Annotated in this window: 13 protein-coding genes; 3 read left to right on the top strand and 10 right to left on the bottom strand. The window is 70.4% G+C overall.

Annotated features, from left to right (window positions below; translation table 11 throughout):
- Nucleotides 1-2 precede the first annotated feature (2 nt).
- The 8 genes from mraY to EDF47_RS00150 form a co-directional block, all read right to left on the bottom strand.
- On the bottom strand, nucleotides 3-1,106 hold the full coding sequence (gene mraY, locus EDF47_RS00185) for a phospho-N-acetylmuramoyl-pentapeptide-transferase (protein ID WP_123938314.1): 1,104 nt from the start codon (nucleotides 1,104-1,106) through the stop codon (nucleotides 3-5).
- Nucleotides 1,103-2,608: a UDP-N-acetylmuramoyl-tripeptide--D-alanyl-D-alanine ligase gene (gene murF, locus EDF47_RS00180; RefSeq protein WP_131878997.1), complete on the bottom strand. Its 1,506-nt coding sequence runs from the start codon at nucleotides 2,606-2,608 to the stop codon at nucleotides 1,103-1,105. Before murF ends, mraY begins: the two co-directional genes overlap by 4 nt.
- Nucleotides 2,605-4,269 carry a UDP-N-acetylmuramoyl-L-alanyl-D-glutamate--2,6-diaminopimelate ligase gene (locus EDF47_RS00175; protein ID WP_131878999.1) on the bottom strand — a complete coding sequence of 555 codons (1,665 nt, stop codon included), beginning with the start codon at nucleotides 4,267-4,269 and terminating at the stop codon, nucleotides 2,605-2,607. The genes murF and EDF47_RS00175 overlap by 4 nt, the downstream gene beginning before the upstream one ends.
- 14 nt (nucleotides 4,270-4,283) lie before the next feature.
- Nucleotides 4,284-6,053: a penicillin-binding protein 2 gene (locus EDF47_RS00170; protein WP_123292460.1), complete on the bottom strand. Its 1,770-nt coding sequence runs from the start codon at nucleotides 6,051-6,053 to the stop codon at nucleotides 4,284-4,286.
- A 49-nt stretch (nucleotides 6,054-6,102) separates the two neighbouring features.
- Nucleotides 6,103-6,819: a hypothetical protein gene (locus EDF47_RS00165; RefSeq protein WP_131879001.1), complete on the bottom strand. Its 717-nt coding sequence runs from the start codon at nucleotides 6,817-6,819 to the stop codon at nucleotides 6,103-6,105.
- A gap of 1 nt (nucleotide 6,820) precedes the next feature.
- Entirely contained in the window at nucleotides 6,821-7,786 is a 966-nt protein-coding gene (rsmH, locus tag EDF47_RS00160; RefSeq protein ID WP_123292832.1) for a 16S rRNA (cytosine(1402)-N(4))-methyltransferase RsmH, read from the bottom strand.
- Between the two features lie 106 nt (nucleotides 7,787-7,892).
- Nucleotides 7,893-8,324, bottom strand: coding sequence for a division/cell wall cluster transcriptional repressor MraZ (gene mraZ, locus EDF47_RS00155; protein ID WP_071254530.1), 432 nt, complete (start codon nucleotides 8,322-8,324; stop codon nucleotides 7,893-7,895).
- Nucleotides 8,325-9,058: 734 nt separating this feature from the next.
- Nucleotides 9,059-9,460: a DUF3040 domain-containing protein gene (locus tag EDF47_RS00150; protein ID WP_123292458.1), complete on the bottom strand. Its 402-nt coding sequence runs from the start codon at nucleotides 9,458-9,460 to the stop codon at nucleotides 9,059-9,061.
- A 131-nt stretch (nucleotides 9,461-9,591) separates the two neighbouring features.
- On the opposite strand from EDF47_RS00150, the gene EDF47_RS00145 reads away from it, so the two are divergent.
- A complete protein-coding gene (locus tag EDF47_RS00145) occupies nucleotides 9,592-10,689 on the top strand; it encodes a polyprenyl synthetase family protein (protein WP_235036036.1) in 1,098 nt (365 codons plus the stop codon).
- 70 nt (nucleotides 10,690-10,759) lie between these two features.
- On the opposite strand, the gene EDF47_RS00140 is transcribed toward EDF47_RS00145, so the two are convergent.
- Nucleotides 10,760-11,116: an Rv2175c family DNA-binding protein gene (locus EDF47_RS00140; protein ID WP_111085815.1), complete on the bottom strand. Its 357-nt coding sequence runs from the start codon at nucleotides 11,114-11,116 to the stop codon at nucleotides 10,760-10,762.
- Nucleotides 11,117-11,287: 171 nt separating this feature from the next.
- Here EDF47_RS00140 and EDF47_RS00135 point away from each other — a divergent pair, with 171 nt between their 5' ends.
- Entirely contained in the window at nucleotides 11,288-12,601 is a 1,314-nt protein-coding gene (locus tag EDF47_RS00135; RefSeq protein WP_131879003.1) for a LysM peptidoglycan-binding domain-containing protein, read from the top strand.
- 82 nt (nucleotides 12,602-12,683) lie between these two features.
- Nucleotides 12,684-14,750 carry a Stk1 family PASTA domain-containing Ser/Thr kinase gene (gene pknB / locus EDF47_RS00130; protein ID WP_123939174.1) on the top strand — a complete coding sequence of 689 codons (2,067 nt, stop codon included), beginning with the start codon at nucleotides 12,684-12,686 and terminating at the stop codon, nucleotides 14,748-14,750.
- Between the two features lie 301 nt (nucleotides 14,751-15,051).
- Here the strand turns inward: pknB and EDF47_RS00125 are convergent, their stop codons facing one another.
- Complete coding sequence (locus EDF47_RS00125; protein ID WP_123340362.1) at nucleotides 15,052-16,437, bottom strand: 3-deoxy-7-phosphoheptulonate synthase class II; 1,386 nt, start codon at nucleotides 16,435-16,437, stop codon at nucleotides 15,052-15,054.
- Nucleotides 16,438-16,503 lie beyond the last annotated feature (66 nt).

Here is a 16,503-nt window from a genome sequence, read left to right as displayed (position 1 = left end):
GGTCAACCAACGCGTGCGATCCATTCGAGGTAGAAGAGGCCGACCCCCGCGGCGACGAAGAGCCCCGCGATGATCCAGAACCGGACGACGACCGTCACCTCGGCCCACCCCTTCAGCTCGAAGTGGTGGTGCAGCGGACTCATCCGGAAGATCCGCTTGCCGTGGGTGATCTTGAAGTACGCCCGCTGCAGGATGACCGAGCCGGTGACGATGAAGAACAGGCCACCGATCAGGATGAGCAGGAGCTCGGTGCGGCTGAGGATCGCGAGACCCGCCAGCGCCCCACCGAGGCCCAGCGAACCGGTGTCGCCGAGGAAGATCTGCGCCGGCGAGGTGTTGTACCAGAGGAACCCGATGAGCCCACCGCAGACCGCGGCCGCGACGACCGCCAGGTCGAGCGGGTTGCTCACGGTGTAGCAGGCGTGCTCCGTGCTCGCGTCGAGACGGGCACCACCGCAGATCTGGTTGGACTGCCAGAAGCCGATGATGACGTACGAGCCGATCGCCAGGATGCTCGAGCCGGTCGCGAGACCGTCGAGCCCGTCCGCGACGTTGACGCCGTTCGACGTCGACACCGTGAGCAGCACGATCCAGGCCAGGAACAGCACGGTGCCGATGACCGTGCCGAGCGCCATGAAGTCGAGCCACGGGATGTCCCGGATCGCCGAGATCATGGTCGACGCCGGGGGCTTGCCGTTCGACGTCGGCACCACCAGGGCGACCGTGGCGAAGATGACGCCGACGATGACCTGGCCGAGGACCTTGGCCCACCCGCCGAGCCCGAGGCTCCGCTGGCGCCGGACCTTGAGGAAGTCGTCGATGAAGCCGACGAAGCCCAGCCCCACCATGAGGAACAGCACGAGCAGGCCGGACAGGGTGATCGAGTCACGTCCGACCAGGTGGCCGACGAAGTACCCGATCACGGCGCCGATGATGAGGACGATGCCGCCCATCGTCGCGGTGCCGCGCTTGGTGTGGTGCGACTGCGGACCGTCGTCACGGATGAACTGCCCCCACCCGAGACGGTGGAAGAGCTTGATGAAGAACGGGGTGAGCAGCAACGTGAACACCAGCGACGTAGCGCCGGCGATGAGGAGCGCGATCATTCGGTGACACCTCCGAGGCGGTCGCCGAGGAATCGCAGTTCGGCCGACTTCGAGGACTTGACCAGGACCACGTCGCCGGGGCGGAGCATGTCCTGGAGTGACCGGACGGCGTCGTCGACGTCCTCGATGAACACCGATTCGCCGTCCCACGATCCCTCGAGGGTGGCTGCCTGGTGGATGGGCATCGCGCCGCGGCCGACGACCACGAGCTGTCCGATGCCGAGACGGACGACGAGCCGACCGATGCGGTCGTGCTCCTCGGTCGAGAACTCGCCGAGCTCGGCCATCTCGCCGAGCACGGCGACGGTCCGCTCCCCCGGGCGCACGATCTGCGCCAGGGTCCGCAGCGCCGCTGCGGTCGAGTCCGGCGACGCGTTGTAGGCGTCGTTGATCACGGTGACGCCCTCGGGGCCGCCCTGCAGCAGCTCCATGCGCCAGCGCTCGGCGCGCGTCATCGACGCGAGCGCCGCGGCGCCGTCGGCGAGCGGGACGCCCCAGCGGTGGGCGACCGTCAGGGCGGCGGCCGCGTTCATCGCGTGGTGCTCACCCAGGATCGCGAGGCGCACGTCCACGTGATCCGGGCCTCCCGGTCGGCCTCCGTCTGCAGACGGGTCGCCTACGGGGACGGGAGGCGCGGTGAGGGTGAAGCGGGTGCCGCTGCGGTCCGTCTCGATGCCGGTGATGCGGTAGTCGGCATCCGCCGACGTACCGAAGCCGACCACCTGCGCGGCAGTCAGCTCGCGCATCGACGCGACCCGGTCGTCGTCGACGTTGAGCAGCGCGGTCGCGGAGGCGGGCAGGTCGGTGACCATCTCGGACTTCGCGCGCTGCGTCGCCTCGATGCCGCCGAACTCGCCGGCGTGCGCGAGGCCCACCTTGAGCACGACACCGACGTCCGGCTCGGCGATGCGCACGAGTGCGGCGATGTGGCCGACGCCGCTCGCACCCATCTCGACGACCAGGAACCGCGTTTCGTACGCGACCCGGAGCATCGAGATCGGTGCTCCGACGTGATTGTTGAAGGACCCCTGGGGCGCGACGGTCTCGCCGTGCTGCTCGAGGATCGTCCGGAGCATGTTCTTCGTGCTCGTCTTGCCGTTCGAGCCGGTGATGCCGACGACCTTGAGCGGTGCGGGACGCCCCTCGGCGTCGACGCGGTCGGCGGATGCCATCCGGACCCGGGTGACGACCTCGTGCGCGAGCGCGGCGAGTGCTGCGTAGCCGTCCGCGACGACGATCTGCGGCGCGGTGGTCTCGACGCGCTCGGGCGTGATGACCAGCGCGGCACCCGCCTCGGTCGCGGCGGGCACGAAGCGGCGCCCGTCCGTGACCTCGCCAGGCAGGGCGAAGAAGACACTGCCGGGGCCGACCAGGCGCGAGTCGGTCTCGACCGAGCCCTCCACCACCAGGTCGCCGGGCTCGGCGACGTCGGTCGCCTGGGCACCACCGATCAGCTCGCCGCCGACCGCGGTGGCGATCTCGGCGAGGGTGAGCGCGATCATCGGAGGTCCTCGGCCGGACCGGAGTTCGGCTCCCAACCGGCTTCGCGCAGGGCCTGACGGGCCTCGTCGCGTGCCGAGTAGGGGGTGCGGACACCGGCGATGTCGCGGTAGTCCTGGTGGCCGGGGCCGGCCCAGAGGATGGAGTCGCCTTCGCCGAGCAGACCGACGGCCAAGCGGATGGCGGCCTCGGGCGGGCTCACCTCGTGCAGCTCGTGGTCCGGGAACGCCTCGCGCGCAGCGTCGACCAGGGTCTTCCGGATCGACGCGGCGTCCTCGAAGCGGGGGTGGTGGTCGGTGACGACGAGGATGTCGCTACCGGCCGCCGCGACGCGGGCCATGTCGCCGCGCTTCGTGGTGTCGCGGTCGCCGTCGGCGCCGAACAGCATGAGGACCTTGCCGGACGTGAACTGGCGGACGGCCGCGAGGGTGTTCTCGAACGCGTCGGCGCTGTGGCCGAAGTCGACGTAGACGCTCGGGCCGTGCTCGCCCGAGACACGCTCGGTCCGGCCGGGCAGGTAGCACTCGATGGCGGACACGCGGCGCACGGCGCCGTCGCGGTCGCTTCGGGCCTCGTGCTCGTCGCGGTCGTCTTCGTCCGGGTAGCGGCGGTGGTTGCTGTCGAGCGCGTGCGCGATGGCACCGAGCTCGAAACCGCCCTCGACCAGCATGACGATCGCCAGTGCGGCGTTCGCGGCCATGTGCCAGCCGATCAGGGGCACACGGGTCGTGAGCTCGCGGCCCTCGGGACCGGTCAGGCGGAACTCGGTGTACGCGGCGTGCGCCTCGACGATGTCGACGTGCCACTCGGCCTCGACGTCCGGGTGCACGGTGATCGTCGTGACCGGGATGCGGGAGTCCTGCACCACGCGGTGGCCCCAGTCGGTGTCCAGCGAGACGACGCCGCGACGGGCGTGCTCGGGCTGGAACAGCGGGAGCTTCGCCTGGTAGTACTCCTCCATGTCGGCGTAGTCGTCGAGGTGGTCGTGCGACAGGTTGGTGAAGGCCGCGACGTCGAAGACGATGCCGTCGACCCGGTGGCGGCTGAGGGCCTGCGCGCTCACCTCGACGGCGACCGCGCGCACCTCGCTCTCGCGCATCCGGGCGAGGAGCGCGTGCATCTCGCTGGCCTCGGGCGTGGTGAGGCGGCTCGTCACGCTGAGCGTGCCGATGTGGCGCTCGGCGGTCGAGCTCAGGCCGGTGACCAGGCCGAGCTGCTTGAGGATCCCCTCGAGGATGTACGACGTGCTCGTCTTGCCGTTCGTGCCGGTGACGGCGAACAGCTGCGGCAGGTCGGTGGCCTCGTCCGGGTGGGTGCGGTAGACCCAGGCGGACACATCGCCCAGGGCTGCACGGGGGTCGTCCACGACGAGGACCGGCAGGCCGGCCGCTCGTGCGCTCTCCACGCCCGCGTCGTCGGTCAGGACGGCGACGGCACCGCGCTCGGCGGCCTCGGTGGAGAACTCCGCGCCGTGCCGGTTCGCACCGTGCACGCCGACGAAGACGTCACCCGGCTGCACCTCGGCGGCGCTCAGCGTGACACCGGTCGTCTCGACGGCGTCGAGGGAACCGACGACGCGGAGGCCGAACGCGTTCGCGAGTTCGGCGACCGCCCTCGGGGTCGGGTGTTCGGGCCGGAGGACCGGGGGGATCCGTGCGGACAAGTGTTCCTTCTTCCTCACCACGTGGACGGGTAGAGCTTCGCCTCGGACGCGGAGGGGGCTACTCGGTACTTCTCGAGCACCTGGGACATGAGTGTGCGGAACGCCGGAGCCGCTCCGCTCGACCACTTGTTGGTCTGCGGCTTCGTGAACGTCACCGTGACAACATACTGGGGGTCTTCGGCGGGTGCCATTCCGGCCACCGAGGTGATGCGCTGACCGCCGTAGCCCTTCGAGCCCTCGGCCACCTCGGCGGTACCGGTCTTCGCGGCGATGTTGTAGCCCGAGATCGGCTTCATGCCCACGAGCGTGCCGCCCGTGACCACGCTCTGGAGCATGTCGGTGACCTGGGTCGCAGCGTCGGCGGACACGACGCGCTGCTTCTGCACGTCGGGCGCGTCGATGGTCTTGCCGTCCGAGGTGGTGCAGCCCTTGACGAAGTGCAGCGGGATCCGGACACCGTCGTTCGCGATGGTCTGGAACACGCTGGCGACCTGGACCGCGGTCGTCGAGATGCCCTGGCCGAACATCGAGTTGATGTTCGTCTGCTGGTCCCAGTTCGGGCTCGAGCCGTAGTCCATCGACGGCTGGCCCGGGTAGTCGATCGCCGACTCCGGTTCGAACAGCCCGAACTTCTGCATGTAGTCGTACCGCTGCTGCGCGGTGAGGCGCGACCCGAGCTCGGTGATGCCGACGTTCGACGAGTTCTGCAGGATGCCCGTCAGCGTCAGGTTCTCGGTCTCGTGGAACTCGGAGTCGTGGATCGTGCCGCCCCAGGGGAAGGTGCGCGAGTACGGCACGACCGCCTGGTCGGTGGGACTCGACTTGCCCTGGTCGATCAGGGCCGCGGCGATGGCGGCCTTGATCGTCGATCCGGGCTCGTAGCTCGCCGTGAGCGCCCGGGAACCGTATGCACCCTTGTCGGTGGTGGCGTCCACGTCGTTCGGGTCGACGGTGGGGTAGTCGGCGACCGCGAGCAGCTCACCCGTCTTGACGTTCGTGACCGTGGCCGTCGCGGACTCGGCCTGCAGGGTCTTCGAGGCAGAGGCGATGGTCTGCAACGCCATGTACTGCAGGTCGCTGTCGATCGTCGTGACGAGCGTGCCGCCGTCCTTGGCCTGCTTCTTCGTCACGGTGCTGCCCGGCAGCTGGACGCCGTCCTCACCGCGCTCGTACGTCTCCGAGCCGTTCGTGCCCGCGAGGCACTTGTTGTAGGCGTACTCCAGGCCGGCCTGTGCGCCGTCGGTGCCCATGAAGCCGGTGACGTTGCCCGTGGTCGCACCCGTCGGGTAGACCCGCGACGCCTGCTGCTCCTTGTAGATCCAGGGGATGCCGAGGTCGGTGACCGCCTCGTAGTGCTTCACGTCGAGGCCCTTGACCAGGTAGGCGAAGTCCGACTTCGGGTTCGCGGCGATGTTCTTCCGCATGGTCGCGACGTCGCCACCCGAGGCCTTCGCCAGGGCGGTGAGCGCCGTCGACACGCTGATGTCCTTGACCCGGGTCCCGCCGAGCTTGCCCTTGAACTTCTTGACCAGGCGCGGGGCGGTGGTGATGTTGTACCGGGTGACGCTGTCGGCGAGTTCCGTGCCGTTGCGGTCGACGATCGACCCGCGGGTGCCGTAGATCGTCACCGGGATGCTGCGCTTCTGGGTCGACTGCTCGTTGAGGGCCGAGGCCTGCACGACCTGGATGTCGACGAGGCGGACCACGAAGACACCCACCAGGGCGATCACGGCGATCATCACGATGCTGTAGCGCAGTCGGCGGTTGCGGATCGTCTTCGTCACGCGGTGCGGTCCTTCCCGGATGGTGCTGAGGGTGGTTCAGACCCGCAGGTCACCGGGTGGAGGGCGCCTGGAGCTGGTTCGCGTCGGACTCTACGGAGGACTTCGAGGAACCCCCGTCCGACGCGCTGGCGCCGCTCGTCTTCTCAGACGCGGCGCTGCCGGCCGTGCTGCTCGTCGCGCTGTCGGCGGCGTCATCGGCCTTCGCGTCGGCGCTGCCGGCGGTGCTGGCGCTGCCGGTGGTCGAGCCCGTCTCCTTGCTCGTCGACGTGTCGCCCTGCTTCGCGGCGAGGGGGACGTCGTTCAGCAGGGAGTTCGGCACCTGGTTCTCCGTGCTCGCCGTGGCCGGGTCGGCGACCGCGGGCGTCGGCGTGCCGTACACCCGGCCCGTCTTGGGGTCGAGGTACACCGGCGTGGAGTTGGCGATCATCCCGAGCGACTGCGCGTTGCGGGCCAGGTTCTGCGGCGAGTCGAGCACCCGGAGTTCCTCGGAGAGCGACTGCTGCGTGCGGGACAGGTTCGTCTGCTCCGTGCCGAGGGCGCTCAGCGTGTAGGCCCCCTGGCTGAGCACCATGCTGATGCCGAGCTGGGCGAGCAGCAGGACGCCGAGGGCGACGACCGCGGTGACGGCGTAGCCGATGCGGGGCCGCGCACGGCGCTGGGCCGCGGTCGGTGTGGCCTCGACGAGCTCCGGTCGGCTCTGGCGGTCCGGGCGCGGGGCGCGGGACGGGACGACGGCGGGGTCGACGAGTGCGAGGTTCGTGCTCATGTCACTTCCGGATCCGCTCGGCCGCGCGCAGGCGCACGGGTGTTGCTCGGGGGTTGGCGGCGCGCTCGGCCTCGTCGGCCAGCTCGGCGCCCTTGACGATCAGGGAGAAGGTGGGGGCGTGCTCGGGGAGCTCGACCGGCAGCCCGGCAGGGGCGCTCGACTTCGTGCGCGCCACCAGTGCCCGCTTGACGATGCGGTCCTCGAGCGACTGGTACGACTCCACGACGATGCGACCGCCGACCGCGATGGCGTCGAGCGCCGCCGGGATCGCGCGTTCGAGGACGCTGAGTTCGGCGTTCACCTCGATGCGGAGCGCCTGGAACACGCGCTTCGCGGGGTGGCCCTGGCGCTGGATCGCGACCGGGGTCGCGTCGTGGAGCACCTGCACCAGGTCGCCCGACATCTCGAACGGCACGCTCGCGCGGCGGTCGACGATGGCCCGGGCGTAGCGGCCGGCGAGCTTCTCCTCGCCGTAGCGCTGGAAGATGCGGCGCAGTTCGCCCTCGTCGTAGGTGGCCAGGACGTCGGCAGCGGTCTGCCCCTCGGTCCGGTCCATCCGCATGTCGAGCGGGGCGTCCTGGCTGTACGCGAAGCCGCGCTCGGCCCGGTCGAGCTGCAGCGAGCTGACCCCGAGGTCGAACAGCACGCCGTCGACCTGACGGAAGCCCTCGCCCTCGATCGCGTCGACGATGCCGTCGTACACGGTGTGCACCAGGCGGACGCGGTCGCCGAAGCGGGCCAGGCGCTCCCCCGCGATGCCGAGGGCGTCGGTGTCACGGTCGAGACCGATCAGCGTCAGGTCCGGGAACCGCTCGAGCAGCCCCTCGGAGTGTCCGCCCATGCCGAGCGTGGCGTCGACGACGACCTTGCCCGGTCCGTCGAGCGTCGGCGTGAACAGGTCGACGATGCGCTCGAGCATCACCGGCGTGTGCGGGAAGCGTGGTGTCCCGTTGTCGTTGTCGGCCATGTGCAGCCCCTCGTCTTCCGGGCCGCGGGTCCGGATCCCCATCCATGCGACCTGACATCGGGGAAGTGATGTCAGGGCTTCACGGCTGGGAGTCCCGATCCACGGATCAGAAGATCCCCGGGATCACCTCCTCGTCGTTGTCGGCGAACGCCTCTTCGGCTTCGGCGTAGTAGGCCTCCCACGCGGTGGTCGACCAGATCTCGGCACGGTCACCGCTGCCGATGACCGTCAGGTCCCGCTCGAGCCCCGCGTACTCACGGAGGTTCTGCGGGATCGTCACGCGGTTCTGCTTGTCGGGCTGTTCGGCGCTGGCCCCCGAGAGGAACAGGCGCATGTAGTCCCTGGTGCGCTTCGACGTCATCGGTGCGGTCCGGATGCGTTCGTGGAGTTCCTCGAACGTCCGGGCGCTGAAGACCACGACGCAGCGTTCCTGGCCGCGGGTCATCACGAGTCCCCCGGACAGTTCGTCCCGGAACTTGGCGGGGAGGATCACGCGACCCTTCTCGTCGAGCTTCGGGGCATGAGTACCGAGCAGCACGTCGGGCCTCCCCTCCGCTCCACCGGACCGTTGCAAGCCCCACTTTACTCCACTGCCCTCCCCTCGGCCAGGATTCCGCTCCCTTTTCGCCCCGTGGCACCCCTTTTGGGGCCGTTTCGGCAGCACCGAAGCCCGCACAGCGGTGGCGGATGCCCGTCGTGCCGGGGATCTGGGCGGGTGTGGCGGCCGTGGAGGAAAGTGGAGGACTTTCGCAGCCAGTGGAGCGTCCCGTGGCGCGCCGAGGCTCACGGTCGGCTCTACCACAGCCGGCCGCCGGTCAGCGCACGGTCACGACGCGCTGCCGCCGCGACGCCGAGTGGTCACGAACCGTCGCTCGCGCGGACTGCAGCCGACAGTTCGTGGCCCCCGGGCAACCACCGCGCGGCATGTCGTGACCACTCGCGCGCACACGCGGCGACGGTTCACCCCCGGCCTGGAGGCCCACCCCACCTCCGCCACGTTGCTCACGTGGGCCAGCGGTCGGCTCCACCACGGCCGGCCGCCGGTCAGCGCACGGTCACGACGCGCTGCCGCCGCGACGCCGAGTGGTCACGAACCGCCGCTCGCGCGGACCACAGCCGACAGTTCGTGGCCCCCGGGCAACCACCGCGCGGCATGTCGTGACCACTCGCGCGCACACGAACCTGCCCCGCCCGATCCTGCCCGCCCCGGGAACGCGAAACGGGGCCGGCCCGAAGGCCGGCCCCGTCACGAGGGAGGAGTGTGGAGGGCTGCTACTGCCCCTGGTCGTTCCGCTTGTCCCAGCGGTCGTTCATGCGGTCCATGAAAGACCCGCCGCCACCGCCGCCGTTGGCCGGACGAGCCGAACCACCGGACGCCGGAGCACCCGGCCGAGCGGGCTTCGCCTTCGGGGCACGCATGCCCGGGCGCAACGCGAAGAGGACACCGGCGAGCATCACGACGAAGCCGAGGATGCCCAGCAGCGGGGCCTTGATCACGAGACCGACGATCACGATCGCGACGCCCGCGAGTGCACCGAGCACTCCGAGCGTGATGGCTGTGTACGTCGGACGACCCTGTCGACGTGTGACACGCGCCACGAAATCGGAATCGTTCTGGTAGAGGCTGCGCTCCATCTCTTCGAGAAGGCGCTGCTCCTGTTCCGAGAGCGGCATCTTGGTTCCCTCTGTTCCTGGGATCGACGCGGGGTTGAACAACCGGGCTGGAAAACACTCGGTTGAGTGGACCGATTCTATGTCCCAACCGCTCCACTAGGGTAGGGACTGTGGCTGAGAGTACGCGATTAGTGGACCTCGTATCGGCGCGTATCGACCGGGCACTCGACGAGCAGCGTGAACGGCTCCTCGCGATCAGCCCCGATCTCGCCCCGTTCGACCTGTACGCCCGAGATCTGCTGTCCGGCGGCAAGCGCTTCCGGGCGCTGTTCTGCTACTGGGGGTGGCAGTCGGTGGCGGGCCGATCGGGCTCGTTCGACCCGCTGGCGGAGGGCTCCCGCCAGACCACGGCCGAGGCGATCGTCACGGTCGCCGCAGCGCTCGAGGTCTTCCACGCAGCGGCCCTGGTGCACGACGACATCATGGACCGCTCCGACACCCGCCGTGGGCGTCCCGCAGCACACCGCCGGTTCGAGTCCCTCCACCAGGAGTCCGGCTTCGTCGGCGACCGCGGGCAGTACGGCACGAACTCGGCACTGCTGCTCGGCGACCTGCTGCTGTCCCTCAGCGACTCGGTGTTCGACGAGGGCCTCGCGCTCCTCGACCCGGTACGAGCCCGCATCGTGCGCCAGGAGTTCCACGCGATGCGCCTCGACGTCACCGCGGGCCAGTACCTCGACGTGCACGAAGAGACCGCCTGGCCCGTCATCGACGAGTCCGAGCACCTGCTCCGCGCCCAGCGCGTCATCGTCTTCAAGTCCGCGAAGTACTCGATCGAAGCACCGCTCGTCATCGGCGCGCTGGTGGCCGGCGCGAGCGACTCGCAGCTCGAGGGCCTCCGCGCCTTCGGGCTCCCCCTCGGCGTCGCCTACCAGCTGCGCGACGACATGCTCGGCGTGTTCGGTGACCCCGAGGTCACCGGCAAGCCCGCCGGCGACGACCTGCGCGAGGGCAAGCGGACCGTGCTCATCGCCTCGGCCCGCAAGGCGCTGGCCAGTGGCCCGCGGCAGCTGCTCGACGAGCTCCTCGGCGACCCCGACCTCGACGAGGAGCAGGTGCAGATGCTCCGCGCCACCCTCACCGAGTCCGGTGCGGTCGCCGCGGTCGAGCGTTCCATCGACCGGCACGTGCAGCGTGCGAAGGCGGCGCTCGACGCGTCGCCGTTGACGCCGTCGGCACGCGAGCAGCTCGCGTCGCTGGCCGACACGGTCAGCCGCCGGTCGTCCTAGACGCGACACCAGGACAGACGGGAGGCCCGGTGCCAGCTGGCACCGGGCCTCCCGTCTGCTCGGAACGCGTCTAGAGCAGCGACTGGGCCACGCGACGCACCTCGGCCTTGCGCCCGGCGCGCAGCGCCGCGATGGGCGAGACGCCCATCGAGTCGTCGACGGTGAGCATCCAGCGGACGGCCTCGTCGTCGGTGAAGCCGTTGTCGCTGAGCACGGTCAGGGTGCCACGCAGCTCGGGCATGGGCTCACGGTCCTCGAGGAACTCGCTCGGCACGCGCAGGACACCACCGACGCGGGCCGCCAGCAGGGTCTTCTCCTCGAACAGGCGGTGGATCCGGCCGGGGCTGGTGCTGAACAGGTCCACCAGTTCGGGGACGGTCAGCCAGCGCTCGGAGAGGGAGAGGTCGTCGACGGGTGCAGCACTCACACGCCCATGGTGCCAGAGCGGGGCACCGAGTGAGTACGCACCGTTCGTCACATTCGTCACACGCACCACATCCGGCTCTCTGGTTGACTTGGGAATCACACCATGCCAGCGTTGTGCCACCTGTGAGTGCGCGCATGCACGCGCACGGGACAGTCGAGATCAGGAGAAACCGTGGACAACGCTGCAGACGAAGCCGCCCGGCGCGCACGATCCGCCCGGTTCGCGACCATGCCCATCGTCCTCGCGGGCACGATCGCGGTGACCGCCGGCCTGACCGGCCCCATCGCGCACGCCGAACCGCGACACGACGACGCGGACTCGAACCACAAGCGTCACGTCGACCAGGACCGCAACGTCGGCAACCGTCCGGTCTTCGGCACCGCGGTCGCACGTCCGTCGCAGACCGTCGTCACGACGGTCGCCGCGACGACGAAGGCAGCCGCCCCCACGACCTACACCGTCCGTCAGGGCGACACGGTCTCGGGCATCGCCGCCCGCTTCGGCCTGTCGGCGCAGGAGGTCCTGGTGCGGAACGGCCTCGGCTGGAACACGATCATCCACCCCGGGCAGACGCTGCACCTGGCGTCGACGCCCGCGGTGACCACGGCGCGCACGACCACGAGCGCCGGATCGACGTCCGGGTCCGGGTCGGGGTCGAGCACCTCGAGCTACCACGTGAAGTCGGGCGACACCGTGTCCGGCATCGCATCGCGGGTCGGCGTGTCGACCACGGCGCTCCTCAGCGCCAACAAGCTCTCGCAGCGCAGCGTGATCTACCCCGGTCAGACGCTCCGGGTGCCGCACGGCTCGTCCGGAGGCGGCTCGGTGTCCACGGCCGCAGCGTCGTCCGGTTCGTCGGGCTCGTCGGGTTCGTCGAAGTCGAGTGTGAGGATCTCCTCGGGCGACACGATCGGCTCGATCGCCGCGTCCCACCACGTCTCCGTCGCCTCGCTGCTGTCGGCGAACGGCCTGACCTACACGAGCACGATCTACGCGGGCAAGACCCTCGTCATCCCGTCGTCGAGCACTGCGGCGACGACCGCCGCCGCCCCGTCGCGCGCCGCGGTGAGCGCCGCCGTCGGACTGAGTGCCGAGCAGCGCCAGAACGCGGCCACCATCGTCGCCGTCGGCCGCTCCCTCGGGGTGTCCGACCGCGGCATCGTGGTGGCCCTGGCCGCCGCGATGCAGGAGTCGAGCCTGCGCAACCTGCCCCACGGCGACCGCGACTCGGTCGGCCTGTTCCAGCAGCGGCCGAGCCAGGGCTGGGGCAGTGCGGCGAAGCTGCAGGACCCCGCGTACGCGACGAAGCTGTTCTTCGGCGGTCGCAGCAACCCGAACGTCGGCAAGACCCGCGGGCTGCTCGACGTGCCCGGGTGGTCGTCGATGAGCATCACCGACGCCGCCCAGGCCGTGCAGCTCTCCGCCTACCCCAAGGCCTACGCCAACTGGGCGAGCGCCGCCCAGGGCTGGCTGGCCACCCTCTGAGTCTCATCCGGAAGATCGAGATTGGGTCACGACCGGTGCGCCGGTGCGGTCCCGTGCAGTCTCGATTCGTAGAATGCCGCCGATGACCACCAACGCCGCCACGGATCCGATGATCGGTCGCATGATCGATCAGCGGTACCGCGTCCGCTCCCGCATCGCGCGCGGGGGCATGGCGACCGTGTACCTCGCGACCGACGTCCGCCTCGAGCGACGCGTCGCGATCAAGATCATGCACGGGCACCTGGCCGACGACCAGGCCTTCCGTGAGCGCTTCATCCAAGAGGCGAGGTCCGCCGCGCGGCTGTCCCACCCGAACCTGGTCGGCGTCTACGACCAGGGCGCCGAGGACGACACCGCGTACATCGTCATGGAGTACATCCCGGGCATCACGCTGCGGGACCTGCTGCAGGAGCACCACGCCCTGACGCCCGAGCAGGCGACCGACATCCTGCGCGCCGTGCTGGCCGGACTCGCCTCGGCCCACCGCGCCGGCATCGTGCACCGCGACCTGAAGCCCGAGAACGTCCTGCTCGCCGACGACGGCCGCATCAAGCTCGGCGACTTCGGCCTGGCCCGGGCGACGACGGCGAACACCGCGACCGGGGCCGCCCTGCTCGGCACGATCGCGTACCTCTCCCCCGAGCTCGTGACCCGTGGCGCTGCCGACTCACGCAGCGACATCTACGCGCTCGGCATCATGCTCTACGAGATGCTCACCGGCGAACAGCCCTACAAGGGCGAGCAGCCGATGCAGATCGCCTACCAGCACGCGAACGACACGGTGCCCGTCCCGAGTGCCGCGGTGTCCGGCGTCCCGCCCGAGCTCGACGAGCTCGTCGCCTGGTCGACCGCCCGCGACCCCGAGGACCGACCGCGCGACGCCCGCGAGATGCTCGACCACATGGCGGGCAACCAGCAGCGTGCCACGGGCCAGTACCGGACCGCCGTGCTGCGGCCCGAGAACGCAACCGCCATCCTGCCGTCCGGCGGCGGGACCGCTGCCGGTGTCGGCGCTGCTGCCGCTGGTGCCCGTGCTGCTGCCGCCGACGCACCGGCGGCCACCGATGCCACGGCGATCATCGACAGCCCCGACCGCGGGCGTCCCACGACCCGGAACCGCAACACCGGTCCGGGCCCGCGCCGCACGGGTGCGCAGCCCGGGGTGCTCTCGCCCGCGGGACAGCGCCTGGCCGACCTCTCCGCGAAGCGTCGCAAGCGCGGCTGGATCGCGCTGTCGGTCTTCGTCGTGCTCCTGCTCATCGGCGCGGGCTTCGGCTGGTACTTCGGGCCGGGGCCGGGTGGCAACGTGCGCATCCCCGAAGTGACGGGCAAGTCGGTCTCGCAGGCCCGGCAGCTGCTCGAAGCCCAGGGCCTGCACGCGGCGTCGAAGACCGGAACCCGGTTCGACGCCGTCGTCGCGAAGGGACAGGTGTCCATCACCAAGCCGGCCGCGAAGCGCGAGGTGCAGAAGGGCACGTCGGTGCAGCTCGTCGTGTCGAACGGGCCGAAGATGATCGCGCTTCCGACGATCGTCGGGCAGCCGATCTCCACCGTCACCGCCGCGCTCGACGACGACTTCGAGCTGCAGGACAACCGGTACGAGTTCTCGGCCGACGCCGCGAAGGACACCGTCATCGCGGCGACCGGCCGCGCGTCCGGCGGCAAAGCGCTCGACCTGACGTCGGTCAAGGCCTACGGCGAGACCGGCCCGGTCACGCTCACGGTGTCCCTCGGCGCCGTGCCGGACGTCGTGGGCAAGACCGTCGACCAGGCCTCCGCGGAGCTCGACGCGGTCGGCCTCATCCTCGGAGCCCGCACCGAGGAGTTCAGCGAGGACGTCCCCTCCGGGCAGATCGTCTCCGCCGAGGTGCAGGACTCCCCCGCCGTGCGCGGCACCGCGATCGACGTCGTCGTGTCGAAGGGCCCGACGCCGATCACCCTGCCCGAGGACGGCGTCGTCGGCTCGACCATCAACGAGGCCACCGCGACCCTCGAGGGCCTCGGGCTCAAGGTCTCCGTGCCCGACTGCACGAACATCCTGTGCGGGTTCTACGACTGGAAGTCGTCGCTGCCGGTGACCGGCACCGACCCGGGTGCCGGAGCCACGGTGTACCGCGGCGACACGGTCACGCTCTCCTACGACCAGTAGGCGGTCGGGCAGCCCGGCCGGTCCGGTCCGGTCCGCCGAAGCGACACCTGTCCGCACGGTCCCGCCGAAGGTCCCGCGAAAGCGACAGTGTGCCGCCGAACATCGGCGGCACACTGTCGCTTTGGCGGACCGGCGCGGGAAACGCGTCGCGGGGCGCGGGGTGGACGCAACCGGCACGGCGGACGGGAGGCGCGGGGCAGGGCCGCCACGGGCCTCCCGTCCGGCACGCGGAAGCGACAGAACCCCGCGAACGGTTCGCGGGGTTCTGTCGCTCTGGCGGGACTGACCCGACCGCTGCGCGCTACGCGCGCACGTGCGGGTGCGCGCCGAGCTCCTCGGCCACGAGGAACGCGAGCTCGAGCGACTGCATGTGGTTCAGCCGCGGGTCGCACAGCGACTCGTAGCGGGTGGCGAGGGTGGCCTCGTCGATGTGCTCCGACCCGCCGAGGCACTCCGTGACGTCGTCACCGGTGAGCTCGACGTGCATGCCACCCGGGTAGGTGCCGACCTGGCGGTGCGCCTCGAAGAAGCCGAGGACCTCGTCCACGACGTCGTCGAACCGACGGGTCTTGTAGCCCGTGGGCGTGGTCAGGCCGTTGCCGTGCATCGGGTCGGTGACCCACAGCGGATTGGCGTCCATGCCCTTGATCGCCTCGAGCAGCTTGGGCAGCTCGTCGCGGATCTTGCCGGCACCCATGCGCGTGATGAACGTCAGGCGGCCGGGCTCGCGGTTCGGGTCGAGCTTGTCGACCAGGGCCTTCATGTCGTCGACGCTCGTGGTCGGGCCGAGCTTCACGCCGATCGGGTTCCGCACCCGCGACAGGAAGTCCACGTGGGCACCGTCGAGATCACGCGTGCGCTCCCCGATCCAGATGAAGTGGCCGGAGGTGTCGTACGCCAGACCAGACCGCGAGTCGATGCGGGTCATCGGGCGCTCGTAGTCCATGAGCAGACCCTCGTGCGACGCGTAGAACTCGACGTGCTTGAGCGCCTCGAAGTCGGCACCGCAGGCGTCCATGAAGCGGATCGCGCGGTCGATCTCCTTGGCGAGGTGCTCGTAGCGGGCGTTCGCCGGGTTCGACGCGAAGCCCTTGTTCCACGAGTGCACCTGACGCAGGTCGGCGAAGCCACCCTGTGTGAAGGCGCGGACGAGGTTCAGCGTCGACGCGGCCGTGTGGTACCCCTGCACCAGGCGGCGCGGGTCGGCCGTCCGGCTCTCCGGCGTGAAGTCGTAGCCGTTCACGATGTCGCCGCGGTAGGCGGGCAGCGTGACGTCGCCGCGGGTCTCGAAGTCGCTCGAACGCGGCTTGGCGAACTGCCCGGCCATGCGGCCCATCTTGATGACGGGCATCGACGCACCGTAGGTCAGGACGACGGCCATCTGCAGGATCGTCTTGACGCGGTCGCGGATGGAGTCGGCGGTCGCGCCGGCGAAGGTCTCGGCGCAGTCACCGCCCTGCAGCAGGAACGCCTTGCCCTGTGCGGCGGCGGCGAGCCGCTCGCGGAGCTTGTCGACCTCGCCCGCGAAGACGAGGGGCGGCAGCGTGGCGATCTCTGCCGAGGCGGCCTCGGCCGCCGCAGCGTCGGGCCACGTGGGCTGCTGCTTGATGGGGAGGGTGCGCCAATAGTCGAGGCCCTCGATGACGTCCGGATCCTGCAGGGCGACGAAGTCGGTCGACTCGAACAAGGGCGTTACCTCGGTGTTCTGTGCGGGCGGCCCGCCTGTCCGCCGGAGGGCGGCAGAACGGGCGTC

Source organism: Curtobacterium sp. PhB190 (genome assembly GCF_004365385.1).
Taxonomy (GTDB): domain Bacteria; phylum Actinomycetota; class Actinomycetes; order Actinomycetales; family Microbacteriaceae; genus Curtobacterium.
The sequence above is the reverse complement of the archived record's forward strand: the minus strand, read 5'-3'. Positions and strand labels throughout refer to the sequence as shown.